The organism is Effusibacillus pohliae DSM 22757, from assembly GCF_000376225.1.
Lineage (GTDB): Bacteria > Bacillota > Bacilli > Tumebacillales > Effusibacillaceae > Effusibacillus > Effusibacillus pohliae.
This window is the reverse complement of the sequence record NZ_AQXL01000104.1, coordinates 1-25,423: the sequence shown is the minus strand read 5'-3', so window position 1 is coordinate 25,423 and position 25,423 is coordinate 1. Positions and strand designations below refer to the sequence as shown.

Genomic DNA, 25,423 nt, shown 5'->3' with positions numbered 1-25,423 from the left:
TGGGCTGCTGCAGTTGGCAAACATCCGGATAGCCCGCCGGGCCGGACTCCCTGTTCGGGAAACAACCGGCTGACAGCTACGCGAAAGAGACGTTTCCGTTTGTGGTATATTGGAGAAGGAGTTTTGTTGTTGGGGAGGAATCAGCATGGAACGACGACAACCGATCCGCGTTCTGTTTGTCTGTTTAGGAAACATTTGCCGGTCTCCGCTGGGGGAAGGGATTTTTAAAGAGTTGGTACGGCAGTGGGGGTTGTCCGATCAGTTTGAGGTCGATTCAGCCGGGACGGCCGGCTATCACATCGGCGAAGCGCCGCACCCCGGTTCCCGCAAGGTTGCAAAACGCCGGGGCCTGTCGATCGACGACCAGCGGGCGCGGCAGTTTGCACGGCGGGATCTGGACGATTTTGACTATATTATCGCGATGGATGCGTCAAACCGCCGCGATATCGAAAAAATGGGCAGCGGCAAGGCGCAGGTCTTTCTGATGCGGGATTTTGACCCGGAGCGGGAAGCGGGCGCCGCGGCAGACGTACCCGATCCGTGGGGCATGGGGGACGCCGCGTATGAGGAGACGTATGCGATCATCGAGCGATCGTGCCGGGAGTTGCTGCAGCACCTGATCGAGAAACATCAACTTCGCTCGCGTTAAGGCTGCACGGCTGTTGCACGAGTTTTGACGGAATTGCCTGTTTTCGCCAAGGGGGATCGGCTGAGGGCTTGCGTGGTGGCGCAGCCCTCTTGTTTGCGAATTCGTCGTACGAAGGAAAGACTGATAACCATCGCGCCAGGTAGATGATTACCATATTTCCCATTGTTCGTTCGTCGGGTCAATGGACACAAGGCGCAGCCATCCGTTGCTCACTTTTCTTAGGAAGTGAAGATCCTTTTCAAGCAGGGACGCAATATGTTGCCGCGGGGCTTCAATGACGACGAGCAGACGCAGCGGAGTATGGAACCATTCCCGATCGCTTGCCATGACCGATTGCCACGGCAATCCTGCTAGCAAATCGCTTCCGTTGCCCTGCATGACGCCGATTCCGGCCGTGATGGTCTGTGTGGCCTTGTTGCCGCTCCCATAAACATGCGGAGCGACCGTCGATGCGTAATATTGCAGGTTAATCCATTGGGCGACAGTCACCGGACCGGCTACGATATTCGCCAGCAAGGTGCCGTCCGGATCTTCCCGCCAGTCGTAACTGTGCAAAAACACCCTTCCTTCCAGGTTGCAATGTGCGGTCAACTGTCGTCTCCCGATTACAAACGCGTAATTGCCCGCCAATCCCCATTCCGGACGAATTTCGCTCCAATCTTCCGCACGCCGGTACGCTTCGGCAACCGGATTGCGTCCTGTGCCGCCTGTACCCGGCAGTTTTGCCAATTGCTCCAGATTCACTTTTCGCGTTACAGTCCGGAGCCTGGTCTGGAGCATGGCGAAAGCGTCCCGGGCTGCTGCGGGAAGTTCCGGAACATAGATCCAGCGCAACTCGTTGACCGTAGTATTATGTTCAGCCGCGATAAAAACGGTGTCTTTCGGAATGCCAATTCCTTTCGCAACCAGCGCCGTTCGTACTTCTTCCTGGTTGCAGAGTTCCGCAAAGACGCGGGCGTTCAGTCCCCCGGCTGCCCCGCCGCATGCGCCGCAATCCAAAGCAGATGCGTACGGATTGTTTGTTGTCGCGCTTTCGTGGCCGCAAACCACCACGAGGGGTGAGAATGTGGACGTCAGTCCGATGCTTTTCAACAATTGGCTCACATAGTTCACTTTTTCATCCAGAGAAAATCCCACCGGCAAATCTGTATCTCCGTAACAACCCTCATGATTCAGAGTAAGATTTGTCTCCGCTTTCTCAGTCAACCGTTTCCGCCAACGATGGACGGCGCTGATCACCCGATCCGGAGCCGCATTTCGCGCAAGCATATACAATCCCAGCCACGGTCCGCTCATTTCCGGTAACAACAGGCTGGTGACGAGCCCCTGCTTCATTTTTTTGAACACATGGGAAACGAAAAGCCTAGCGGATTCCTTCCAAAGATACTTTCGGGTGTCGTCGGGGGACAGCTGTTCCCGCACTTCATGGCGGGGATCCACAATCGCCGGACAGGCTGCGTGAACGTGTCCGTCCGGCAAGCGCGTCCGGATGGGAAGGCCGAAAAATCCTGCGCATCCGAATGTTTCAAACGGCCCCTCCCGTTCCAAATTCCGGCGAAAAGGTTCGGAACGGACGTCGATGCAGAAGATGAGCTGCACAGCCGCCTGTTGGGCACTGTCATGTGTAGGCGCAGACGACAGGTTTCTCAACAACTTCTCTTCTTGTGTATCCTCCCAGGCTTCCAGCCAAAGTCTGGGTCGAACCGTCAGGCCGAAACGACGGGCGAAAGCCAGCCGCAAGTGCCTCTCTTCCGGCGGCAGACCTAACCACCGTTCGGGTGTACATTCCCCCCAATACACCCATGCCGCCAGCCAGGGAAAGAAATCGGCGTCACCCCCGTCTTCTCCCGCTTCCGCCAAGGGGAGACGGGGGGCAATCAGCGCCCATTCCATCGAGAGGCGAATCGCCAAATATTCCGTCAGCAAACGATGCCCTTGTCCGGATTTCCGCGAACGCCAAAGCAACATACCGGCCCAGCCCGGTAGCGCCATTAGATGTTCCTCCAGATAGCGCTCCATATCCGTCCGCGCAACGCCCAGGTTCAATAGTGCCTGCTTCAATGCATCTTCCGCGCATGTCGGCATCTGTTTCAACCGTTTGCGCTGCGCCTGGCTCAGGGACGGGTCATGATGCACCAGTTTCCGCCAAGCGTTGTAAAATCCCTGTTCCCGAAACGGCATCCCCCACATGGCTTGCGATTCGTCCAAAAACAGCTTGCACCATTTGATCATGTGGCGATCCAGCACTCGTACCCAGCGGTCTTCTCCTTGCGCTTCCAGAATCGCGCTTTTCGTTCTGACCCACCTGAAAGGCATGTGATCCGACGGCGTTTTCCCATCTTTTATCCGGGCGATCAGATGTTTCATCTTCAACGAATTCATAACCTCGTGGGGAACTTGTTCGTGCCATAACAGGCCGCGGCACAAACGTTCCGCTTCGACGATGGGAATGACTGACGGCTGCTCCTTCAGCCACTTCTGAAGTCTTTCCTCCAAATAGGTCGGATCCAATTCCCCTCTTCGCAGCGCCTCACGAAACATCCTCATCGAGGGGTACAAGTCAAGACCACGGGAACTCCGCAAACGGTCGGCAACTTCTTCAAACGTCAGATGCTCCAGTCCTGCCCAGGGGTGACTTGCGACAAACGTCCGGAGAGGCCACAGCGGCGCGATGACCTGGCTCGCCCTGCCTACCAGTTCATCGACCCGCAGGTTGTCGGCGGAAGCCTCCGTATTTTTCCTATTATTTTCCGACACATTATCCACATTATCCACAGTCTGCTCAGGCAGCAGAACGGATCCTTTCACTTCATTTTCCCTCCCCACGGATGTATGCCTCAAGATACCGGGGATGGCTTTCAACCGCCCGGTCACAAGCTTCTCCGAGATGGATCAGCCTCATATACAATTTTGCCCATAAATCTGTTGAACGGCGGGCGGACAAACAAATGCCCGCTATTCCTCCGCAAGTAAGCAACAACACGATTCCGGCTTCGGCTCCCCTTGAGGTTCCGGTGGCAAGTAACGTTCCGCCCAACCATGCAGCCAGCGCGTCATAAAACGTCATCGCAGACAGCCCGAGTCCCGACAATACAAGAAATCCCACCCAGCGACCGCTGTGAAAAACGGACATTTGCCACCCGGCAAACGCCAGCGACCAGCCCAGCAACAGCGCTCGCAACAGTCTGAGCGGCTCGTGGGGAGTCGCAAGCCAAAATCCGACACCAAACGCGATTCCTCCCAGCATTCCGTAGAGGAGCCACATTTTTGAGGGGGAGTCGGACGAAAAAAGTGCCGGTTGGGATCGCGGGACAACGGATCCAGAACGTAAAAACAGGGCAGCCTTGAACAGGCCGTGAAACATCAAATGCAAGACCGCCAGCAAATAGGCTCCCAAGGCACATTGGATAAACATCATGCCCATTTGCGCCATTGTGGACGCGACAAGCTGCCGTTTGTAGTCCGGTTGAACCAGGAGAATTCCCGTTCCGACAAACACCGATACGACGGCCGGAAACAACAGCAGAGTTTGTGGAATACCGCCATCCATCAGCGGAGAAAATTTGGCCAGTAACATTCCTCCGGCATTTACCAGACCCGCGTGCATCGCGGCCGAAACTGGCGTCGGTATCACCGAAGACTCGAGTAACCATCGCTGAAACGGCCACTGGCCCGCCGGGATGATCGCGGCAAGTACAAGCAATAGGCTGATCCCCGTTGCGTGTTCCCATCCAATCCGTGTGAGCGATTCCTCCGACAATGCAAGCGAGATCCGCCAATGTCCGGTAGCCTGCCACAGCCATACGGCGGCCAACAAAAGGGAGATCCAGCTTGCGGCAAACATCTTGGCCATGAGCCGGGAAACGTTCCTGGCCGGCTCCCACTCTTTTTTTAGAGCTGCCAACTGAACCAACCCGAACAAAGGAAGTCCCCACAACAACACGAGCAGGCGCAAATCGTCGCTTAACCAGGTGACGGACGCGGCCTCCGCTGTGAGCGTCAAAAGCGAAAAGTAGAAGCGATAGGAGCGGTCTCCGTGCATATACCGTATACAAAACCGCTGGATGGTCCACCCGAGCAACCACACATAAAGCGAGATCAACCATGCAAGCCTGTCGGAGCGCCAAATCCCCATCTCCTGAGCCTGATCGGCGTTAATTAATCCGGCAAATGCCGCGGCGGCTGGCAAAGCCAGCAACAGGACGTGCAAGCGAATGTATCGGTCGGAAACGCGGGGATGGAGCAGGAAGCATGCACTGATTAACGTCACGGCCAACCCCGCAAATAGGGCAATAAGTATCGCAACGTTCAAAACGACTCTCCTCCTAACTAAAAAACCGACTATACCATCCTTTTGGAACACGCTGCTTTCAATATTGAAAGCAGGGCTCGGTACAGATGGTATAGTCGGTCTATTCTCAACAAATCCTAATGAGGACTTTTTGAAAATCTACCTTGTTCCCACATGCGATAATGGCTTACCCTGAACACATCCGGTTGAAAAACGGAAGTTCAAAAGGTCTGCCCGATATGTTGAATCAACGGTATTCGATTTCAAGATTATAACGCACTTCGATTTGAATTGCAAACATTTGCTGGCTTTTGTGTTCAGACTGAAGGAATCATGTCATTGGCGGTCACGAAATCAATTTGCACCGTAGCACTCCGGTCTCTTGACAAATACAAACCGAAACATATAAGATGAGCTCGTTAGGAATGGCTTCTACTGTCCACTATTTTACCTTCATGAGGTTTTGATATGCAAATAAAAAAAGGGGAACTGGAGGACAAAATCAGCAAAGCCCTTACCCAATGGGAAAAAGAATACCTGGGCCGCGGTTCCGTTTCGGTAAAGACGGATATTGTACGAAATATGGTCATCGTTTTACTCAAGGGGGTTTTAACCCCTGCCGAACGCAACCTGGCTCAAACGATTGAAGGGATGCTCTCCATAAAAAAAATCCGGGCCGACTTGGTGGAATCGGGCAGCGACCAACTGAAGGAGCTCCTCGCCAATTTGACAGGTTCGAACGTGACCAGTTTCTACACGGACGTCAGCACCCGAACCGGAGAACGTGTGATGGTGTTCATCCTGTCGGATAATCTGGAAGAACAATATCGGTAGATCTGCAAACGGCCATTCAGGACGGTTGAAGGAAAACCGAGAAATTTCAGACATTTTGAACCGCGCTTCACGATTCAAAATGTCGTGATGTTTCCCGGTTTTTTTATTTCAAGCATCCGTAAAGAAGCTTTGGCATATGATGCCCTTGTGCTGGCCGGAATAGGGCCAAAAGCGGAACTTGCAGGTGTTAAAGGTAAAGGGACTGCACGGATAACGAAAAAACGGAATGAGCATCTGAACAATAGGAAATGGGAGCGCTTATAGGAAGCAGGTAGCTGTAGAAGATGTCCGCTCAATAGATCCCCGCTCACAAGGAGTTGACTCACACACTGCTGTCCAGCGCGTTGCGCAAACGGCTGATTTTCGATACATTAGAGGAAACATACATACATTGGGAGGCGCTGGGATGTACGACAGATTTGCCGCTGTCGCCGAGGCTGCCGCCCGCGAAGCGGGCAACCTCATTCGGGAACGCATCGGTCAGGCGAGGGAGGTCGGCGAGAAAACTTCGAAAGTCGACCTTGTGACGGAAGTGGACAAGCAGTCGGAGTCGGTCATCCGCACAGAGTTGTTGGCCGCTTTTCCGGAACATAAAATTCTGGGGGAAGAAGGAGTGGCGCCCGGTTCCCAGGCGTCGGCGGAAGCGTTGTCGAAAGCGCTGTCGGCCGAATATTTGTGGATCGTCGACCCGATCGACGGGACGACCAATTTTGTGCACGGGTATCCCGGCTGCACCGTGTCGATCGCGTTGGCGCACCGGGGCGAAGTGATCGTCGGCGTGATCTATGACCCGCTGCGGGACGAGATGTTCACCGCCCGGCGGAACGCGGGGGCGTACCGAAACGGGCAGCGAATCTCCGTTTCGAAAGAGTACGACCTGCAGGTGAGCCTGTTGGCGACCGGCTTTCCGGGAGACAGGGGCTGGGCGCGCGATGTGAACATGCGGGGGATCGCGGCGCTGAGCCCGTTGTGCCGCAACATTCGGGCAGCCGGATCGGCCGCGCTGCACCTTGCTTATGTCGCTTGCGGACGGCTCAGCGGATTTTGGGAAATCGACCTGAACGCGTGGGATCTGGCGGCCGGCAGTTTGCTGGTGCAGGAAGCGGGCGGCGAGGTGACGGATACGGAGGGCGATCCGTACACGCTGGAGGTAAGGCATATCGTTGCCACCAACGGGCACATCCATGATGATCTGATCCGCGTGCTGAAGCAGGCGGACGGGACCGGATTTTAAAATTTGAACGGAACCTCGGATTCTACCGGGGTTTTTTGTTTCGTATAGTGAAAGTAGAGAGGGGGTTGTCTTTCGTCTGGAAGGAATTGTGAATCTTCAATGAGTTTGATATATTGGATGCGAAAACAACCTGCGGAGGAAACGATGCTGGACTGGATCCTTGCCTACCGAAAACAGGTACTGAATCTCGCGCTGTTTCTGGCGGCTGTGTTTTTGGTGTATTGCCTGTTAAAATGGTTGCTGCCGTTCGTCACGCCGCTGGTGATCGGCATGCTGATCGCACTGCTGATTGAACCGCTGGTGCGGTTTCTCCACCGGCGGATCGGGCTTCCCCGCTGGCTGTCGGCGATCGCCGCCCTGCTGCTGGTGTTTGGCGGGGGCATCGCTTTGGTGGTGGTGATCAGTGCCAAGCTGGTGGTCGAACTGGCTGATCTGGCGACGAAAATCCCCGGCTGGGCGCAGTCGGTGGTCGACCGGTTTTACGGCGATATCGCACGCCTGATCGATTTGTACTACGCGAACGTGGACCTGGCATTGCAGGCCAAAATCAACGAGAATCTGATGAATCTCGGGCAGGCGGCCGGCAAATTCGGCGTGTCCTTGGCACAAGCGGCCCTGCAGGCGGTCAGTTCGGTGCCGAATTTGATCGTGGTTTTTCTGGTGTCGCTGTTTATCAGTTATTTTATCAGCAAAGATTTGCTTCTTTTCAAGCGCAAAATCGGCGCTTGGGTGCCGGTCGGCATTCGCGAGAAAGGCCGCGTGGTGTATGAAGATTTGGCAAGCGCGATCGGCGGTTATGTGCGGGGACAGGCGATTTTGATTACGATCACCGCTGTGCAAACGCTGGCCGGACTGATGATCCTGCGGGTGCCGTACGCGTTTTCGTTCGCTTTGTTGGCCGCTTTTCTTGATATTTTGCCGTTGCTTGGCACCGGAACGCTGTTTGTGCCGTGGGCATTGTATTCGCTGCTGACGGGCGATTTGCGGCTGGGTATCGGGCTGTTGATCGTCTACGGGTTGATTGTGGTGGTTCGGCAGCTGATGGAACCGCGGATTTTGGCGAATACGATCGGGCTTGACCCGCTGGCGATGATCGTTGCGATGTATGCCGGCTATACGGCTGCCGGTTTTCTCGGCCTGCTGCTGGCTCCGTTTATCCTGATCGCGTTCCAGTCGCTTTTGAAAGTGCGGGCGTTTGATTTTATTCTGGGAAATATCGAAAAGAAACCGCCGGTCGCCCGAAAATAGGGCTGGCTGCCATTCTGTCAGGATTTGGACGGAAAAATCGGGAAGCAGCGGGAGTGGCTATGGTTCGCTTGCTGGAATTGGATGCTCGCTATGCGGATGTGTTGCGGCAGCGGTTTGCAATCGACCGGTCGGCGCTGGACGGGTATCTGGCGGAAGAAGTCCTCGGCTGGTCGATGTCGCGGCTCGTCTGTGAGGATCAGGAGATCGTCGGACTGATTCAGGTTCGCCAGTTGGATTCGGAAAAAAGGTGCGGTTTGCTTGGCACGCGGCTGATTCCGGAAGTGTGGGGCAGCGGCGTGAACGCAACTGTCAAACGGCTGATGCTGCAGCTGCTGTTTGCCGAGCGTCCGGATATTGACCGGGTGTATCTCTGTATTGAGCCAGGCAACACAAGATCCATCCGAGCGGCGCAAAAGCTGCCGTACGCGGAGGAGATCGGCGGCGCCGAAGTCCCTGACGAATTGCTTCGGGCGGCCCCGGCTTCTGTAAGGAATTATCGCTGGTTTGTGATTAGGAAGGCTGTTTTTAAAAGAAAAATTTGATCAATCTACCGTCTTGGGGATGGGGATTTCAATAAAATTAATGTTTGGAAGAAGGTTATAACTGACCATAATACACAATAGAATTTGTTGTCAAGAACCGTTTGTTATATGAGCCTAAGCTTCCATTTTGTCTGCGGTCGATGAACAGTCTTTGGAACAACGGGGCAATGGCCGGCGGTCGAGACAAATCGTTGAGTGTGAATGCGAATGCGAGTGGACGAACCTGTGGAAACGATTTTGTGGAGCGTAGCCCTGCCCGGGTTCGGGCAGATTCTGAACGGGAAGTATCTGAAAGGGCTGTTGTTTATTGGACTGGAATTTTGGATCAATCTGAATTCGCGCTTGAACGGAGTGATTATTGCGAGTTTTCACGGAGACGTATGGACGGCGGTGCAGCAGACGAACTTCCAGTGGCTGATGTTTTACCCGTGTCTATACATGTTTGCCATGTGGGATGCCTACCGGGATGCGGGCGGGGGAACCTCCCGTTTTGCCTACCTGCCGTTTGTTATGGGAGCTTATTTTGGTACGGTAGGTGTCGCCTATTCCGCAACATTGCAGATTCTGGGGGGATTGTGGGGACCCGTTTGGTTGCCGATCCTGTTTTTGCTTCTGGGCGTTGCAATCGGTCTCCTGCTGAAACAATGGTTCACAAAAATCAGCCAGAAATAGGGTGCAGAGAGTTGCGGAATCCAAACTGTTTGGTATAATACAAAGAAAGGATACGAACACGCGTTCTGTATGAGGGGAGATTCAATAACGGGGGAGAAAGAATGGAAAAACGCCGTGTCTTTACGCTGAAAAGCAAAACGGTGCTGAACCGGGTGGCTGCCCCGTCGATGCCGTTCACTTGGTCGATTAACCCATATCGAGGATGCTCGCACGGATGCGCATTCTGTTATGCAAGGGACACGCATACGTATATCGGCATGGGGACGGATGACACGTTTCGCACACACCTGTTTGTGAAAGCGGACGCGCCGGCCTTGTTGCAGCGGGAGCTGGCGAAAGGAAAATGGAAAGGCGGATGGGTGGCGATCGGAACGGCGACCGACCCGTACCAACCTTTGGAAAAGCAGCGGCAGATCACGCGGGGAATTTTGGAAGTGTTGGCATTGTACAGGATCCCTGTGACGATTACCACACGGTCGCCGCTGATTCTGCGCGATGTTACACTGTTGCAGGAATTGGGCCGCTATGCCGGCTGCTCCGTGAATATCTCAATCAACACGCTGGATGTTCAAGTGTGGCGTTCGATCGAGCCGGAATCGCCCCATCCCGAGAGCCGGTTTGCCGCCGTCCGCCAGTTGCGGGAGGTGGGCATCCGCACGGGTATTTTTCTGGCCCCTGTGCTGCCGTTCCTGACGGATGACCTGTCGACGCTGCAGACGCTGCTGCAGCGGGCGCGGGAAGCAGACGCCTCGTTTGTGGTGGCGTCGCTGTTGCGGCTGAAACCGGAAGTCAAACAGTGGTTCTTCCAACAGCTGGAATGCCAATTTCCGGATAAAGTCCCGCTGTACCGCAGCTTGTACCGGGGAACTTATGTGGATCCGCAGTACGCGAAGCGGTTCCGGGAAAAAATCGCTCCGTTGCTTGAGCAGTACGGATATGCAAAAGCGCCTGTGACGAGGGAAGACGGAGTGTCTCCGACGATGCAGGCAAGCATGCAGGCAACGGTTCGTCCGTCCGGCCGATCGCCGGTCGGCAACCAAGAGCAATTATCATTCGCTTTTTAGTGCTAGTGCTAGAGGGATGCGTTAATGCGACGCAACTGGTCTTGTAAGCTCCAATTTTCCGGTTTCCGTTGTGGGGAAAACCATGTTGCCCCTTTTGCAATCCACTTTTCCCGGTGTTCTTTATAGCTGATTCCTTCGCTTTGATCATCAAATCCGAATTGATAGCCGCAACATGCGCAAATCTCGTACGAGGGATTCCCTGCCCGGTCGTAAGGGGGCTCGCGCAGCTCGTCATACCCGCACACGGGGCAAATGTTTGGCATAAAGTTCCAACCCCTCTATTGTTTGTTGAAATAGTCGATTCCATCTTTTGGCTTGAAAAACGTTTTAATGATCCCGTCTTTTGTCACCGCAGCAAATTCATTTGTGGTTTTGTTGTAGTAGAGCCGGTCCCCGTTCGAGCGCGTTTTCGTCAAAATCGAATCGCCCGGCGGTGATGTAACGAGGGTTTGCGCTCGTTTGAGGTATTCTTGCTTGCTGATGTTGCCAAATTCCTTCTGTTCGATCACATGTTTTTGGTAGTGGCTGTCCAGTTGTTCCTGTGAAGCGAATTGCGGAACGGCGTTTGACTTTTCGGCCGCGCAGCCTGTGAGCAGGACGATGCACAAGAACAGCAGGCCGAGCCATTTGCATCGCTTGATTGTACCGTACATTGCAACCTCCCTGGTCCAGAACGAACTGTCGACTGAGACATCGGAGCCCGTGTGCTTCCGCTTTGTGAGAGCGTTGCACGATGTTGAAAGGCTCCATCGCACGATGCGGCCCTTTGTTCAGGCACAGATTGCACGCACCTACTATCAATATGACACCTCGCAAAGATTTTGTAAACTGACTTGCAGAGTATCGTGTGAGGTGACGGGACTATGCGCGGAACCCGGTTGGCTGTGGTATACTAGACCTGCCGAATTGGGACCGCTTCGCCAGAAGTACTTCGAAAGGAGCTTTTTTATGGAAGTGTTGAAAATTACGCCGCGGGGCTATTGTTATGGAGTGGTTGATGCGATGGTACTGGCCCAACAGGCGGTCAAGGACCTGAATCTGCCTCGCCCGATTTATATACTTGGCATGATTGTGCACAACCAGCATGTGGTGGAAGCGTTTGAGCAGCAGGGCGTCATCACCCTGGACGGTGGAAATCGGCTTGAGTTGCTTGAAAAAATCGACAAAGGTACGGTGGTGTTCACGGCGCACGGGGTGTCGCCGGAAGTTCGTCGGCGCGCCCGCGAAAAAGGACTGACGATTATCGACGCCACTTGTCCGGATGTGACGAAAACGCACGAACTGATTCGCGAGAAGACGGCTGAAGGATACGAGGTGCTCTACATCGGGAAAAAAGGGCATCCGGAACCGGAGGGGGCGATCGGCGTCGCGCCCGATCGCGTCCACTTGGTCGAGAAACTTGAGGATCTGCAGCGCATCCGGATCACAAGCGATAAAATTTTGGTAACCAATCAGACCACGATGAGCCAATGGGATGTGAAAGAACTGATGAACAAAATTCTCGAGGTCTACCCGCACGCGGAGATCCACAACGAAATCTGCCTGGCGACGCAGGTGCGGCAGGAGGCGGTGGCGGAGCAGGCGAAACAGGCGGATGTCGTGATCGTCGTCGGTGATCCCCGCAGCAACAACTCTAACCGGTTGGCGCAGGTAGCGGAAGAAATGGCAGGCGTCCCGGCCTACCGCGTGGCGGATGTGACAGAGATCGATCCACAGTGGCTGATCGGCAAGAAAGTGGTGGGCGTCACCTCCGGTGCGTCGACTCCGACGCCGATTACGAAGGAAGTGATCGACTGGTTGGAGCAGTTTGACCCGGACAACCCGGCGACATGGAAGAAACGGCGGACGGTCAATCTCGACAAATTGCTTCCGGCGTTCCGGGTCCGAGAGTAGGTCTGGAAGCGGCCGATTATTGCAGCCGCTGGAATAAACGGGGTGTGGATATTCGAAGGAATCTAGTGGGAAGAATTTGAATGAAACACAGCGGAAATATGATACGAGGGAGGGGTTGGCCGTGAAAAAACCGATGATTGCACTCGCCATTGTTTTTGCACTGTCTGTCACCCAGTCATCGCAAGCACAGGTTCAGCAAGCAGCCGGGGACAGCCAATATGCCTCGAACGAGTCGCCTGAGAGGGAATCTCTGATCGAGAAAATCCTCAATCTGATCGGGCTGAGAGAGGAAGCGCAAACGCTGTTGGAAAAATTGCGAAGCCGCATGGAAAGCGGCGAAAGGGGACGACCGATGCCTTTTCAAAAAGTGGATCTTGCGACAACCGGTCCGGCGGTGCAAACGTGGGTGGCCGGCCAAAAACCGATACCCGGAGTTCATTCCGCGATGATCGAGGGAAAAACCTACATCCTGGTGTCGCGGGGCGAGAAGCCGAATCCGGGCTATGGAATCGGGATTCGCAACGTAATTGAGGAACCGGACCGGCTCGTGGTGCAGGTGGATCTTCGCAACCCGGAGCCCGGCATGATGTATGCGCAAGTCATCACCACGCCGATCGATGTGGTGGAAATCCCGCAGACGAACAAGCCGGTGGTGCTGGAAAACATGATTGAATAGCAACGGACATGGGCCCCATTTTTGAAAAGCACTCGATCGTCATATGTGTTATATTGAAAATACGCACATTAGCTGTTCCCTGCCGACGGAGGATAGGTTGACAGATGGAAAAATTAAAGCCGAAAAAAGTGTATGAACAGGTGGCCCAGCACATTCAATCGCTGATCGAGCAGGGCGTGTATAAACCGGGCGATAAGCTGCCCACGCTGGTCGAGATGGCGGAGTTGCTGAATGTCGGACGGGCGACTGTCCGCGAGGCGTTCTCTGCGCTGCAGGCGAAAGGGCTGATCGAGATCCGGCACGGCGAAGGCTCATTCGTCAGAAGCATCGATCTGGAACAGTTGCAGGAGCCGATGAGCATCGCTCTGATGCGAGGGGACGATTTGCTCGAACTGCTGGAAGTACGAAAAATCCTCGAGGTGGGAGCCGCCGAACTGGCCGCCCGCAACCGGACGGAAGCCGATCTGGAAGACATGCGCCAGGCGCTTGATGTGATGGGAGCCCATCAGGAATCGGAGCCAGAGAGCGTGGAAGCCGATTTTCAGTTTCACATGGCGGTGGCGAAAGCATCCGGCAACTCCATGCTGATTTCGCTGATCCAGACGATCGCTCCGACGATGCAAAGCACGATGAACCGGTCGCGGAGCATTTCCGGTCCGCCACGCGACCTGTTGTACGATCACATCCAGGTGTACCGTGGCATCGAAGCGAAACAGCCGGAAGCTGCCCGCCAGGCGATGTACAACCATATCGACCGGGTGATGCAGCGGGTCAAATCCCATGTGGTACAAGCAAAAGAAGGGGAGTCCTGAAGGAATTCACCGACTTTTGCTTTTTTGTTATGCTTTTTTATGTTCAGGTCATCATACCTCTATGATATACTGGTAGATAACAGGATTCCTGCGGCACAAGTTCGGTACAGCGGCAATCGTGTGCGGTCATGGTATCACATGTGGTGCCGCGGTGCCGGGATGAGGAGGAACCGCGATGCTGAAACCGCATATAGCAAAAGAGCTGCGGGCGATCGTTGGGGACAACTGGGTGATGGACACCCCGGAAGATTGCCTCGCCTATTCGTATGACGCCACTCCGCTCTACCAGAGCCTGCCGGATGGTGTGGTGATGCCGGCTTCGACGGAGGAAGTGGCGGCGATCGTGAAAGTGTGTGCACGGGAAAATCTGAAGATTGTGTCACGTGGATCCGGGTCGAATCTGTCGGCCGGAACGGTTCCCGTAGAAGGTGGTCTGGTGATCGTGCTGACGAGGATGAACCGGATCCTTGAGATCGACCAGGACAATTTGACGGCCACGTTTCAGCCGGGGGTGATCACTGCCCATCTGCACCGTGAAGTGGAAAAAGTGGGCCTGTTCTACCCGCCCGACCCCGGCAGCATGAACATCTCAACGCTCGGCGGCAACATCGCGGAATGCGCCGGCGGCCTGCGCGGCCTCAAATACGGCGTGACCAAAGACTATATCATGGGCCTGCAGGCGGTGCTGCCGAACGGCGAGATTCTGCGCACCGGCGGTAAATCGGCGAAAGATGTGGCCGGTTACGACCTGACAAAGCTGCTGGTCGGTTCGGAAGGAACGCTGGCGATCATCACCGAAGCCACCGCAAAATTGATTCCGCTGCCGGAAAGCAAGCGAACCATGCTGGCGATGTTCCGGGATCTGACCGGTTCGGCCCGCGCCGTCTCGCGGATCATTGCTGAACGGATCATTCCGGCCACGCTCGAATTTTTGGACAATCCGACGATCCGGGTGGTCGAGGACTTCGCGCGGATCGGTCTGCCGACCGATATGGGTGCGATTTTGCTGATCGAGCAGGATGGTCCGGAAGCGGTGGTCGAGCGCGATATCGCCAAGATCGCCGACATCTGCCGGAAAGAGGGAGCGGTCGAAATGAAAGTGGCTGACACGCCGGAAGAGGGCGCACAGCTGATGCAGGCTCGCCGGTTTGCGCTGTCGGCATTGGCACGCGTGCGGCCGACCACGATTCTAGAAGACGCCACTGTCCCCCGCGCCCGGTTGGCGGAGATGGTGGAGAGAATCAATGAGATCGCGCAAAAATACGGCGTGCAGATCTGCACGTTCGGCCATGCCGGAGACGGCAATTTGCATCCGACCTGCATGACTGACGAACGGGATCGGGATGAGATAGTGCGGGTCGAGCGGGCGTTTGAGGAAATTTTCCTGGCGGCGATCAAACTGGGCGGCACGATCACCGGTGAACATGGAGTCGGCATGGCGAAAATGAATTATCTGTCACTCAAAATCGGCGAAGCGGGCATCGAGCTGATGAAGGCGCTGAAGCGGGCGATCGACCCGCAAAATCTGATGAATCCCGGCAAGCTGTTCGCCAGGGACAATCGGCGCCGGGTCGTGGTCAACGGCGGCGCTCCGGTTCAGCAGCACGCCCGGGGAAATGGATGTGGATGCGATGAACACACAGCCAGCTAACGACATTCTCCAATTGATGGAGACGATGCATTATGATGAGATTCTCAACTGCATGCGGTGCGGCTTCTGTCTCCCCGCCTGCCCGACGTACCGGGAGACGGGAAAAGAGACCGCATCCCCCCGCGGCCGGATCGCGATGATGAAAGCGGTCGTCAATGGTCAGTTGGACATCTCGGAAAAATTCGATTCTGACATGTACCTGTGCCTTGGCTGCCGCGCTTGCGAAACGGCATGTCCGGCCGGCGTCCCGTACGGAAAGCTGATCGAAGGGGCGCGGGAAGTGGTGGAGACCTATCGCAAACGGCCGATTTTCATCCGGCTTGTCCACAATCTGACGATGCAGCGGCTGTTTCCTTATCCCAACCGCATGCAAAAACTCGGCAGTCTGCTGTACTTCTATCAAAAATCAGGCTTGGCCACCCTCGCACGCAAGAGCGGTATCATGAAACTGTTGCCCAGGAGCATGGCGGAAATGGAAAAAGCCGTGCCGCAAGCGGCTTCACCGGCGGAGCGAAAAGCACGCCAGCGGTTTGTGCCGGCGAAGGGAGAAAAGCGGATGACAGTCGGCCTGTTTACCGGTTGCGTGATGGATGTCATGTTCTTTAACACGAATGAAGCCACCGCCAAGCTGTTGTCCGCTTTTGGCTGCGATGTGGTGTACATCGAGGGGCAAACCTGCTGCGGCGCCTTGCATGCGCACGCCGGTGACAAGGAGGCGGCCAAACAATTGGCGAAACAAAACATCGAAGCGTTTGAAGGTTCCGGTGTCGAGGGACTGGTTAACAATGCGGGCGGTTGCGGTGCCGCATTGAAGGAATATCACCATTGGTTTCAAGGGGATCCGGAATGGGAACCGCGCGCCCGACGGTTTGTGGAGGCCCAGCGGGATGTGAATGAACTGCTGGCCACCTTGCCATTGCCCAAAATGCGCCCCCTGCCGTGCCGGGTGACCTATCAGGATTCCTGCCATCTGGCGCACGGGCAGAAGGTCCGCTGGCAGCCGCGGGAACTTCTGAAGAGCATTCCGGGCATCGAGTATGTCGAATTGCCGGAGGCGGATCGCTGTTGCGGATCGGCCGGCATTTACAACATCACCAATTTTGACATGTCAATGCGGATTCTGGACGGAAAAATGCAACAGGTGAAAGAGACGAAAGCGGATCTGGTCGTCACGTCAAACCCCGGCTGTCTGTTGCAAATGCGGGCTGGCATTGTGCGCGCCGGGTTGCAAGACCGGATGCGGGCGGTGCATATTGCCGATCTGTTGTACGAGGCGGTGGCAGAACCAGCGCCATAAACGACGAAAGCCAGGCGGCGAGCATGCGCAGTTGGGCGGCAAGTGCGTGACAACACAAGTACGTGACAGCATTGACAAGAAGGAAAGATTCAATACAATAGAGTTTAAACGTTTTCCGAATGATCGGTGATCGACTCCCTGGTACCCATTTACTTTAGCGGGCTGTTATGAGACATGACAGTCCGAAAAGGTAAACTTGGGGATGAGGACGTAGATGGCGATAAGTCGGTGCAGTTCACCGTTTTTTGGTGAAGGAGGAAAAAATGCGCAGCTCAAAAGGGGAGTTGGAGGACAAGATTAGCAAGGCATTGACGCAATGGGAGAAAGAATACCGATATCAGCACGAGAACCGGGGAACGCATCATCGTATTTATGCTTGAGGAACCGTTGCAAAACTAGATCTTCTCAGGTAGATCTTCAAACAACGGCACATCTGCGTGGATGAGGTTGGTTGAAGATAAACCGGCAAATTTCCGAATAGGGGATGGTCTATCAGATCATTCGCAATTCGGAGATTGCCGGTTTTTTTCTTGCAAAAAATATAAAAAATATAGAAACAGGGAGTGGATGAATATGTATGACATTATTTTGCAAAACCTGCTATCGCCGAGCGTGTTGTTTTTCGCTCTGGGATTCATCGCATCCGTCACGAAATCAGACCTGAAATTCCCGTCAGGTCTCAGTGAGTCTCTCAGTCTGTATCTTTTGATTGCGATCGGCTTCAAAGGAGGCATCGAACTTTCCGATCAATCTGTCCAAAATCTGATCGGTCCCATGGCAGGAACCCTGTTCCTGGGAGTGGTCATTCCATTGTTCGCGCTGATTCTTGGCCGCTGGATCCGTTTGGATTTACACAACTCGATCGCTTTGGCGGCCACTTATGGATCGGTCAGCATCGTCACATTCGGGGCTGCTATCGCTTTTCTCAACAACGCTGGAATTAAATATGAAAGCTTTATGAACGCCATGGTGGTTTTATTGGAAAGTCCCGCCATCCTCGTTTCTTTGGTGCTGTATGGCATATTGCAAAATGTAAAATCGGTATCCCTCGGATATGCGGGAACTCATGAAAGGACCACCCAGACCTCTTTATTTGGAATAAAATGGATGGACAGGAACGTACTGAGAGAAAGTTTGTTGGGCAAAAGCGTTTTGCTGATGTTGGGAAGCCTGTTCATCGGTTTGATTGTCGGGCAACGTGCCCTGCCGATTGTAAAACCGCTTTTTTTCGACTTGTACCAAAGCATTCTGGTGCTGTTTCTGCTGAACATGGGGCTTTTGGCGGGACAACGTGTGACCGAACTTGGTGAACATGGCCTGAAACTGGTGTCTTTAGGCATCGTGATGCCGATTCTGTTTGGCACCTTGGGTGTTTGGGTCGGAAAAATGAGCGGACTTTCCCTCGGTGGAATGACGGTTATGGGAGTGATGGCTGGCAGCGCTTCCTATATTGCGGCACCGGCTGCATTGCGCACCTCCGTGCCGGAAGCCAATCCGTCGATCTATTTGGGGTTATCCTTAGGCGTGACTTTTCCTTTCAATCTTGTGGCCGGGATTCCGCTTTACTACCATATTGCCCAATGGATCGGGTAAACGCAGCTTCGGGTTGGTGATATTGCTGGATAAGGCATGGAAATCGACGCAGTAGGAAGCCGGTCCTGTCCGAGAAGTACGGACCCTCAATGAGAGGGTCCTTTTTCCATTGTGGTAAGTCATCGCGCCAAGCGGATGATTGTTCAGGCGATCCACCTGGCCACCAGATAGGCGGCTCCCGCCGCGAGTCCTCCCACGAGGGTGGTTTGCCACGCGCTCTTGAACGGGCGGGTGCCGCTGAATTTTCCTTTGACGAGCCCGAACACAAACAACGCGATCAGCGTCAGGATCACAGAAACGAGCAACGCGGTTTGCGCATGGTCGGTAAACATATAGGGCGCGAGCGGGATCAATCCACCGGCGATGTAGGAAAGGCCGATCGTCAGTGAGCTGTTCCTTGCCCGTTTCGGTTCCGGTTCGACGAGGCCGAGTTCAAACTTCATCATAAAATGGATCCAGCGGTTCGGATCTTTGCAAATGGCATCCACGGTGGACGGGATGTTTTCTTCCGGCATCCCAAACTCCCGCAGAATCTCGGCCACTTCTTCCCGTTCGCGGTGGGGAAGTTCGACGATTTCCCGTTTTTCTCGCTCCAATTCGGAAAAATAATGTTCCCGCTCGGAACGGGCGGCCAAATATCCGCCTAACCCCATGGCGATGGAACCGGCGGCAATCTCGGCCAGGCCGGCAATCACCACCAGACTGGTGTTTGTGACCGTCCCGGACAAGCCGGCAGCCAAAGCAAACGGCACGGTCAGCCCGTCCGTCAGGCCGATCACGATATCGCGGATCACATCGGGCGCCTCGAAATGTTTCTCGACATGTTCCGTGTGTGGCATTGTATCCTCTCCCATCACTCCAGGTTTGTTACAAAACAAAATGGTTTCTCCTTTTTGCTCGACTTGCTTTTCACTATCATACCAAAGCGTGTCTGTATAACAAGCGGCAAGAAAGGTGAGCAGGCGAGGATTTGGCATGATATGGGAGGATCCGTCGGCGTCGAGGGCCTGGCGGAAACCATCTGTGCGGCCGCGAGGTGCATAACGCGGATGGGGTCTATCCGCTGATTGAAGACGAGCCGCGCGTGAAATGGGTCTAACCGGATGATTGGCGAAAACGCCGTATGGGGAGGGAGACGATCATGAACAGGCTGCAAAACGCAGTTACAGACCTTTATCCGTCGCGGGTGAACGAGAAGCCGGCCATCCTGGAACGGAAAGATCCTGTCATCTACGCGGATGCGAGCCAGGGGCCGCTGGATGCGGAACAGCTCGCATGGTATGAAAAAAACGGGTATCTGTTCTTTGAACGCTTGTTTTCCACGGAGGAGGTGCAGGAGCTGCGCGACGAACTGCGCCGGATCTGGCAGGACAATCGCGATTCGGACGCGAAAGAGGTGATCCGCGAGCCGGAGAGCCGGGAAATCCGGTCGGTGTTTGCCGTCACTGCACGCTGCCGCGCAGCAACGTGTTTTTTGTGTACAACAGCGTGGAAAACAAACCAAACCGGTCACACCGTTCTCCGGCCAGCAGCCGCGCCCGGAATATATTGCGACGCGGGTGTTTATTTTGTGATTTTTGCACCCTACTTTGGCTAATAATTCATAAGCACAAGAAGCCTCCATCTCCACTTTAGAGTGGTTTTGGAGGCTTCTTCATTCAAATTTTGGGACGGACTGATTTTAGGGTTACCTTTTGGCGCATCTCTCTATATTTACAACGATATTTACAACGGGAAGAGAAAATTGTCACCTACACAAATCGTTCAATAAGTGAACTATCCGGTCAATGGTGACTAGGTAGGTAACATTGCACGAAACTGCTCGACACTCCTAAAACACACGAAGTTACTTCGATTTTAAAGTACCGCCAAAATTTTTTCTTGTTTAGAGAAAAAATTTCACTTGCATCAAAATGTTTTTTTCCTATATAATAAAGTCAGAAAATATTATAGATTATAAGGAGTCAATATGGACGGGATTTACGAAAAAATTCGACATTACCGGACTCAACAGAACATGACTCTAAAAGATCTGGCGGAGAGAACGGGTCTTTCCATCAGCTTTTTGTCTCAGGTGGAGCGAGGTGGATCGTCTCTGGCAATTACTTCGTTGCAGAAGATTGCCCAGGCGCTTGGAGTACCAATCACACAGTTTTTCGAAAGTGATGCAAATCAGAATTACATGGTTTCGGTGGCCGATCGGAAGCCTTTCCAGATCGAAGGCTCAAGCACAATTTATTGCCGGTTAAGCGGAGAGATATCCGGGCGCTTATTGGAGCCGTTGCTGGTTACCTTAAATCCGGGCCAAGGACAGGAGACGCCCTACTCTCATCCGGGAGAAGAGTTTTACTTTATTTTACAAGGGGGCGTGGTCATGGTAATTGACGGAAAAGAGTACCGGCTGGGCGAGGGGGACAGTATACATTTTCCATCCCATCTGCCGCATTACTGGTTTAATCCAAGTCAGGACAAACCTGCACAAATTTTAAGTGTGCTGACACCTGCAATTTTTCCATAATGGAAAATCTGCAAAATCTAATCCAATGAACGGAGGATGCGTCATGAGAGTCGCAACTGACATCGGAGGAACATTTACCGACCTGGTCTATGTGGATCATGAGGGGCGGATCGGAGTAGCGAAAAGCGACACGACTCCGCCGCATTTTGAACAGGGTGTAATGGACGTGATCCGGAAAGCGGGTCTCCGGGAGGAAGACATTCAGGACTTCATTCATGGCACCACAGTCATTATCAACGCGTTAACGGAGCGGAAAGGTGTGAAAACCGGTCTCATTACGACGAAAGGATTCCGCGATGTACTGGAGATCGGACGGGGCAACCGGCCTGATTTGTTCAACATTCATTACAAGAAGCCGGTGCCGTTTGTACCTCGTTATCTCCGTTATGAAGTCGAAGAGCGCCTCAACTACAAGGGGGAGGAACTGGTACCCCTTAACCGGGAAAACTTGCGTAATGCAGTGGAAGCCCTTCGAAAAGAAGGTGTGCAGGCAATCGCTGTTTGTTTCCTGCATGCATATGCCAACCCTTCGCATGAACAGGAAGCGGTTGCTTTGATCAAACAGGTATGGCCGGAGGTCGCGGTAACTGCCTCTCATGAGGTAACGAAAGAATGGCGGGAATACGAACGAACCAGTACCGCGGTTTTGAACAGTTACGTAAAACCGATTGCAGCCAAGTACATCGACTCACTGGAAAAGAAGCTGGAAGAGATCGGTGTGGGCGGCAACAAATACATCATGCAGTCGAATTCAGGAACAACCACATTTGAACAAGCGAAACAGTCCCCGATCCATATGGTCGAATCGGGACCGGTTGCGGGAATTTTTGGGGCGGCAATGCTCGGAAAACTGCTTGGAGAGAAAAACATTATCGCGTTCGATATCGGCGGAACCACCGCGAAATGCTCATTGATCGAGTCAGGTGAAGTCAAAGTCACGACCGATTACAAGATTGAATGGGACCGACGCCATGCCGGTTATCCCATCAAGGTACCAGTTGTCGATATCGTTGAGATTGGTAACGGCGGGGGATCGATTGCCTGGATCGATGAAGTGGGCTCGCTGAAAGTGGGTCCGCAGAGCGCCGGAGCCATGCCGGGACCGGTCGCTTATGGACGAGGCGGCACGGAACCAACCACCACCGATGCGAACTTAATCACTGGTCGGTTAAGCGCGAAAAACTTTCTTGGTGGCGAGATTCAAGTTGATGTGGAAGCTACCCGCCGCGCCATTGAAGAAAAAGTGGCCCGTCGTTTAGGCGTTTCGGTCGAGGAAGCAGCGCTTGGCATTATTCGCATTGCAAACGCCAATATGCTCAACGCTCTTAAATTGATTTCCGTTCGAAGAGGCTACGATCCGCGCGATTTCACTTTGGTGGCGTTCGGGGGAGGCGGATCGATGCATGCGATGGCACTCGCCAGAGAATTGAAAATCAAAAAGGTGATTGTGCCGGTTGCTGCTTCCGTATTTTCTGCGTGGGGGATGTTGATGACCGATTTGCGTCACGATTACATTCAAACGTATATCCGGCGGACCCATCAACTTTCGATGGATGAATTGAACACCGAGTGGGAACGGTTGGAGGCACAAGCGATTTCCCAATTCGAATCAGAACATATACCTTCTGATAAAGTGGTGTTTGTTCGTTACGCTGATATGCGCTATCTCGGCCAGGAACATACGGTAAAGGTTCCTGTTCCGGGTGGCGTATTGGATATAACCGGATTGCAGGAAGCGGAACGCCGTTTCCACGAGTTGCATGAACAGCATTACACGTTCAAGCTGGAAGGTGCACCCATAGAAATTGTCAATCTGCACCTGACTGCCCTTGGCACCGTCCAGAAACCAACTCTTTCTAAGTTGGAGAAAATAGGGGGATCGGTCGACGAGGCACTGAAGGAAATACGACCGGTTTTGTTTGAAACGTTTGGCTGGCAGGAGACACCGGTATTCGACCGTGCCCGGATGGGAGCCGGAATAACAGTTCAAGGGCCTGCAATTGTAGAGGAATCATCTGCATCTACCGTTGTAGAGCCGGGGCAAACGTTAAGTGTTGATGAGTATGGCAACCTGATGATTGATACGGGGGTGTAAAAGATGACTCAGACCACCACACGAAAAATTGACCTGTTTACACTTGAAATTGTAAAGGATTCACTGATTGCGATCGGCGACGAGATGTTTCTTACACTGGCCCGCACCAGCATGAGTCCGATCATCTATGAGGTACTTGATTTTGCAAGCGGTCTTACGGACGCAAAGGGACAGCTGTTGACGCAAGGGAACGGAGTGACCGGGTTCCTTGGCATGCTGACATTTGCTGTCAAAGAAGTGATAGAGAAGTTTGGGAAAAAGGGACAACTCAAGCCAGGGGACATCATTATCATCAATGATCCCTATGGTGGCGGCGGATCTCACCTATCTGACGTCGGGTTGGTGATGCCCATTTTCTATCAAGGCGAGCTGGTAGCTTTCTCAGCGAACAAAGCGCATTGGACGGAGGTAGGCGGTAAGGATCCGGGGAGCTGGACGACCGATTCGACAGAAATCTACCAAGAAGGTTTGCAATTGCCCTGTGTGAAACTGTTCGATCAAGGAGTATTAAACCAGGCTCTCGTTGACATCATCGCTGCGAACGTCAGATTTCCCGATCTGTCGTTGGGAGACATGTGGGCACAGGTGGCTGCTCTTCGGACTGGGGAGAAACGGTTTAATGAACTGTGCGAAAAATATGGAAAAGAAGTGGTTCTCGCAAGTATTGAGTATCTGCTTGACCATGGTGAACAGCTTGCCCGCAAGGAACTTCAAAAAATCCCAAACGGGGTGTATGAGGCGGAAGACTGGATTGATGACGACGGAATCGGCAACGGACCGTTCAAGGTACAGGTTAAGATTACGATTACCGATGACGAATTTGTCTGTGATTTTCGGGGGAGCCATCCGCAGGTACCGGGTCCAGTGAATTGCAGCGTCACCGCTTTGGTTTCGGCTGTTCGGGCGATCTATGTGGGCATCACCAACCCCAGTCAGGATATCAATGATGGGATTTTCCGTCCATTAAAGATCTTGTACGATCCCAAGTCAATTTTTTCGGCGGAACGACCGGCTCCGGTTTCCACCTACTGGGAGACAATGCTTTACGCAGCTGATTTGATCTGGAAGGCACTTGCTCCTGTTCTGCCTGATCGTTTGACGGCGGGGCATTTGCTCAGTGTATGCGGTGTGGTTGTGTCCGGCATCCATCCTGATACGAAAGAGCCGTTTTTAATTGTGGAGCCGTCGGCTGGAGGTTGGGGTGCCGGCCTTGGCAAGGATGGGGAAAACGGACAGTTCTGCATTGGAGACGGAGAGACTTACAATGTTCCGGTGGAAGTTGCCGAGACCCGTTACGGCGTGATGGTGGAAGAATACAGTCTGCATACAGACGGTGCCGGAGCCGGCGAATACAGGGGAGGAATCGGCCTTGTACGATCTTACCGGGCTTTAAGTGACGGGACTACAATCACCGCCACGTTCGGCAGACACAAATATCTGCCTTGGGGGATGAATGGAGGGCTCCCGGGAAGCAACAATTATGTCCAGATTATTAAACAGAACGGTGAAATGTCTGAACCGTTTGGCAAATGCGCCCGGTATCCACTGAACAAGGGGGATGTTGCACGCCTTGTAACGGCAACGGGTGGCGGGTATGGAAATCCATTTAAGCGACCGGCTGAAAAAGTCGCTTCGGACGTCAAAAACGGTTATATCTCTATTGAACAGGCCAAGGAAAAATACGGTGTGATCGTTGATCCGGAAGCATTTGAGGTGACCGGCTTTACAAAAGAAAGACTGGAGGCCAACTGATGGTTATTGTGCATGCGGGAGGGATCGAAGCGGAAGATACGTCGGGAGCTAAAATAAGAACCCTGTTAACGAAAGACGCAGTAGCGAAAGGACGGGCGACTTTCGGTATTGTGATAATTCCTCCCGGTACCCGCATCCCGCTGGAAGGAACAGGTTCACATGCCGAGGATGAATATTCCTATGTGATCAGTGGATCCTTGATTGTCGGGAGCGGAGAGCGGGAATACCGGGTTCAGGCGGGGGACGCCACGTTGATTCCGGCGGGGGTACCGCATTGGGCCTACAATGACGGAAATGAGGAGGTGATGATTGTATGGACGCTTGTCAACAGGGATTAAAAAAACGTATTCTCTGGATCAATCCTGTTGCCACCAACCTCTATGACGAGACGATGCTTGAGATGTTTTGTAGCCGCTCACGCTATTTGGCGGTGAATTTCTCACCGCCATTGTCGTGAGCGCTCTACCGTCAATCCGCCAGCCGAGTGAGCGCTGTGTCGACAGTCATCGCAGGCACGAGAAAGCAGCCGGTTAACCGACTGCTCCCCGTTGCCGATCCAGGTCCGTCAGTACCCGCTGGATGTGGCTGTCTTCCACCACGTC

The 25,423-nt window shown here is 53.7% G+C and carries 22 protein-coding genes; 18 read left to right on the top strand and 4 right to left on the bottom strand.

What is annotated here, in order from left to right; genetic code table 11:
• Positions 1–145: 145 nt before the first annotated feature.
• Positions 146–649, top strand: coding sequence for a low molecular weight protein-tyrosine-phosphatase (locus C230_RS0104920; RefSeq protein ID WP_018130926.1), 504 nt, complete (start codon positions 146–148; stop codon positions 647–649).
• Between the two features lie 147 nt (positions 650–796).
• On the opposite strand, the gene C230_RS0104915 is transcribed toward C230_RS0104920, so the two are convergent.
• Positions 797–3,457 (bottom strand): DUF2309 domain-containing protein, encoded by a 2,661-nt coding sequence (locus C230_RS0104915; RefSeq protein ID WP_018130925.1) that lies wholly within the window; start codon positions 3,455–3,457, stop codon positions 797–799.
• Position 3,458: 1 nt separating this feature from the next.
• Positions 3,459–4,961 carry an NADH dehydrogenase subunit 5 gene (locus C230_RS0104910; RefSeq protein WP_018130924.1) on the bottom strand — a complete coding sequence of 501 codons (1,503 nt, stop codon included), beginning with the start codon at positions 4,959–4,961 and terminating at the stop codon, positions 3,459–3,461.
• A 447-nt stretch (positions 4,962–5,408) separates the two neighbouring features.
• Here C230_RS0104910 and C230_RS0104905 point away from each other — a divergent pair, with 447 nt between their 5' ends.
• From C230_RS0104905 to C230_RS0104880, 6 genes are all read left to right on the top strand, one after another.
• On the top strand, positions 5,409–5,774 hold the full coding sequence (locus tag C230_RS0104905) for a DUF2294 domain-containing protein (protein ID WP_018130923.1): 366 nt from the start codon (positions 5,409–5,411) through the stop codon (positions 5,772–5,774).
• Positions 5,775–6,180: 406 nt separating this feature from the next.
• Positions 6,181–7,008, top strand: coding sequence for an inositol monophosphatase family protein (locus C230_RS0104900; protein WP_018130922.1), 828 nt, complete (start codon positions 6,181–6,183; stop codon positions 7,006–7,008).
• Positions 7,009–7,152: 144 nt separating this feature from the next.
• The gene (gene ytvI, locus C230_RS19475) at positions 7,153–8,256 is read left to right on the top strand and encodes a sporulation integral membrane protein YtvI (protein ID WP_169332829.1); all 1,104 of its coding nucleotides are present in this window, start codon (positions 7,153–7,155) and stop codon (positions 8,254–8,256) included.
• Positions 8,257–8,315: 59 nt separating this feature from the next.
• Positions 8,316–8,798, top strand: a complete 483-nt coding sequence (locus C230_RS0104890; protein WP_018130920.1) for a GNAT family N-acetyltransferase — start codon at positions 8,316–8,318, stop codon at positions 8,796–8,798.
• Positions 8,799–9,005: 207 nt separating this feature from the next.
• A complete protein-coding gene (locus C230_RS0104885) occupies positions 9,006–9,470 on the top strand; it encodes a hypothetical protein (protein WP_018130919.1) in 465 nt (154 codons plus the stop codon).
• A gap of 101 nt (positions 9,471–9,571) precedes the next feature.
• The gene (locus C230_RS0104880) at positions 9,572–10,534 is read left to right on the top strand and encodes an SPL family radical SAM protein (protein ID WP_018130918.1); all 963 of its coding nucleotides are present in this window, start codon (positions 9,572–9,574) and stop codon (positions 10,532–10,534) included.
• 278 nt (positions 10,535–10,812) lie between these two features.
• Here the strand turns inward: C230_RS0104880 and C230_RS19470 are convergent, their stop codons facing one another.
• Entirely contained in the window at positions 10,813–11,187 is a 375-nt protein-coding gene (locus C230_RS19470) for a hypothetical protein (RefSeq protein WP_018130917.1), read from the bottom strand.
• A 295-nt stretch (positions 11,188–11,482) separates the two neighbouring features.
• Between C230_RS19470 and C230_RS0104870 the strand changes: the two genes are divergently transcribed.
• The 6 genes from C230_RS0104870 to C230_RS0104840 all read left to right on the top strand — a co-directional run bounded on the left by C230_RS0104870 (position 11,483) and on the right by C230_RS0104840 (position 18,456).
• Positions 11,483–12,427, top strand: a complete 945-nt coding sequence (locus C230_RS0104870; RefSeq protein WP_018130916.1) for a 4-hydroxy-3-methylbut-2-enyl diphosphate reductase — start codon at positions 11,483–11,485, stop codon at positions 12,425–12,427.
• 121 nt (positions 12,428–12,548) lie between these two features.
• Positions 12,549–13,103, top strand: a complete 555-nt coding sequence (locus tag C230_RS0104865; protein ID WP_018130915.1) for a protease complex subunit PrcB family protein — start codon at positions 12,549–12,551, stop codon at positions 13,101–13,103.
• A gap of 104 nt (positions 13,104–13,207) precedes the next feature.
• On the top strand, positions 13,208–13,915 hold the full coding sequence (locus C230_RS0104860; protein ID WP_018130914.1) for a FadR/GntR family transcriptional regulator: 708 nt from the start codon (positions 13,208–13,210) through the stop codon (positions 13,913–13,915).
• Positions 13,916–14,090: 175 nt separating this feature from the next.
• Entirely contained in the window at positions 14,091–15,566 is a 1,476-nt protein-coding gene (locus C230_RS0104855) for an FAD-linked oxidase C-terminal domain-containing protein (protein WP_018130913.1), read from the top strand.
• Positions 15,547–16,863 carry a (Fe-S)-binding protein gene (locus tag C230_RS0104850; RefSeq protein ID WP_018130912.1) on the top strand — a complete coding sequence of 439 codons (1,317 nt, stop codon included), beginning with the start codon at positions 15,547–15,549 and terminating at the stop codon, positions 16,861–16,863. Before C230_RS0104855 ends, C230_RS0104850 begins: the two co-directional genes overlap by 20 nt.
• A gap of 573 nt (positions 16,864–17,436) precedes the next feature.
• Positions 17,437–18,456, top strand: a complete 1,020-nt coding sequence (locus C230_RS0104840) for a sodium-dependent bicarbonate transport family permease (RefSeq protein WP_018130910.1) — start codon at positions 17,437–17,439, stop codon at positions 18,454–18,456.
• A gap of 143 nt (positions 18,457–18,599) precedes the next feature.
• Here the strand turns inward: C230_RS0104840 and C230_RS0104835 are convergent, their stop codons facing one another.
• The gene (locus C230_RS0104835; protein ID WP_018130909.1) at positions 18,600–19,295 is read right to left on the bottom strand and encodes a VIT1/CCC1 transporter family protein; all 696 of its coding nucleotides are present in this window, start codon (positions 19,293–19,295) and stop codon (positions 18,600–18,602) included.
• A 302-nt stretch (positions 19,296–19,597) separates the two neighbouring features.
• Between C230_RS0104835 and C230_RS0104830 the strand changes: the two genes are divergently transcribed.
• The 5 genes from C230_RS0104830 (at position 19,598) to C230_RS0104810 (ending at position 25,159) form a co-directional block, all read left to right on the top strand.
• Positions 19,598–20,053, top strand: a complete 456-nt coding sequence (locus tag C230_RS0104830; protein ID WP_018130908.1) for a phytanoyl-CoA dioxygenase family protein — start codon at positions 19,598–19,600, stop codon at positions 20,051–20,053.
• Positions 20,054–20,425: 372 nt separating this feature from the next.
• A complete protein-coding gene (locus C230_RS0104825; protein ID WP_018130907.1) occupies positions 20,426–20,974 on the top strand; it encodes a helix-turn-helix domain-containing protein in 549 nt (182 codons plus the stop codon).
• 43 nt (positions 20,975–21,017) lie between these two features.
• Positions 21,018–23,069, top strand: a complete 2,052-nt coding sequence (locus C230_RS0104820; protein WP_018130906.1) for a hydantoinase/oxoprolinase family protein — start codon at positions 21,018–21,020, stop codon at positions 23,067–23,069.
• A 3-nt stretch (positions 23,070–23,072) separates the two neighbouring features.
• Positions 23,073–24,821: a hydantoinase B/oxoprolinase family protein gene (locus C230_RS0104815; protein WP_018130905.1), complete on the top strand. Its 1,749-nt coding sequence runs from the start codon at positions 23,073–23,075 to the stop codon at positions 24,819–24,821.
• On the top strand, positions 24,821–25,159 hold the full coding sequence (locus C230_RS0104810; protein ID WP_018130904.1) for a cupin domain-containing protein: 339 nt from the start codon (positions 24,821–24,823) through the stop codon (positions 25,157–25,159). The genes C230_RS0104815 and C230_RS0104810 overlap by 1 nt, the downstream gene beginning before the upstream one ends.
• Positions 25,160–25,423 lie beyond the last annotated feature (264 nt).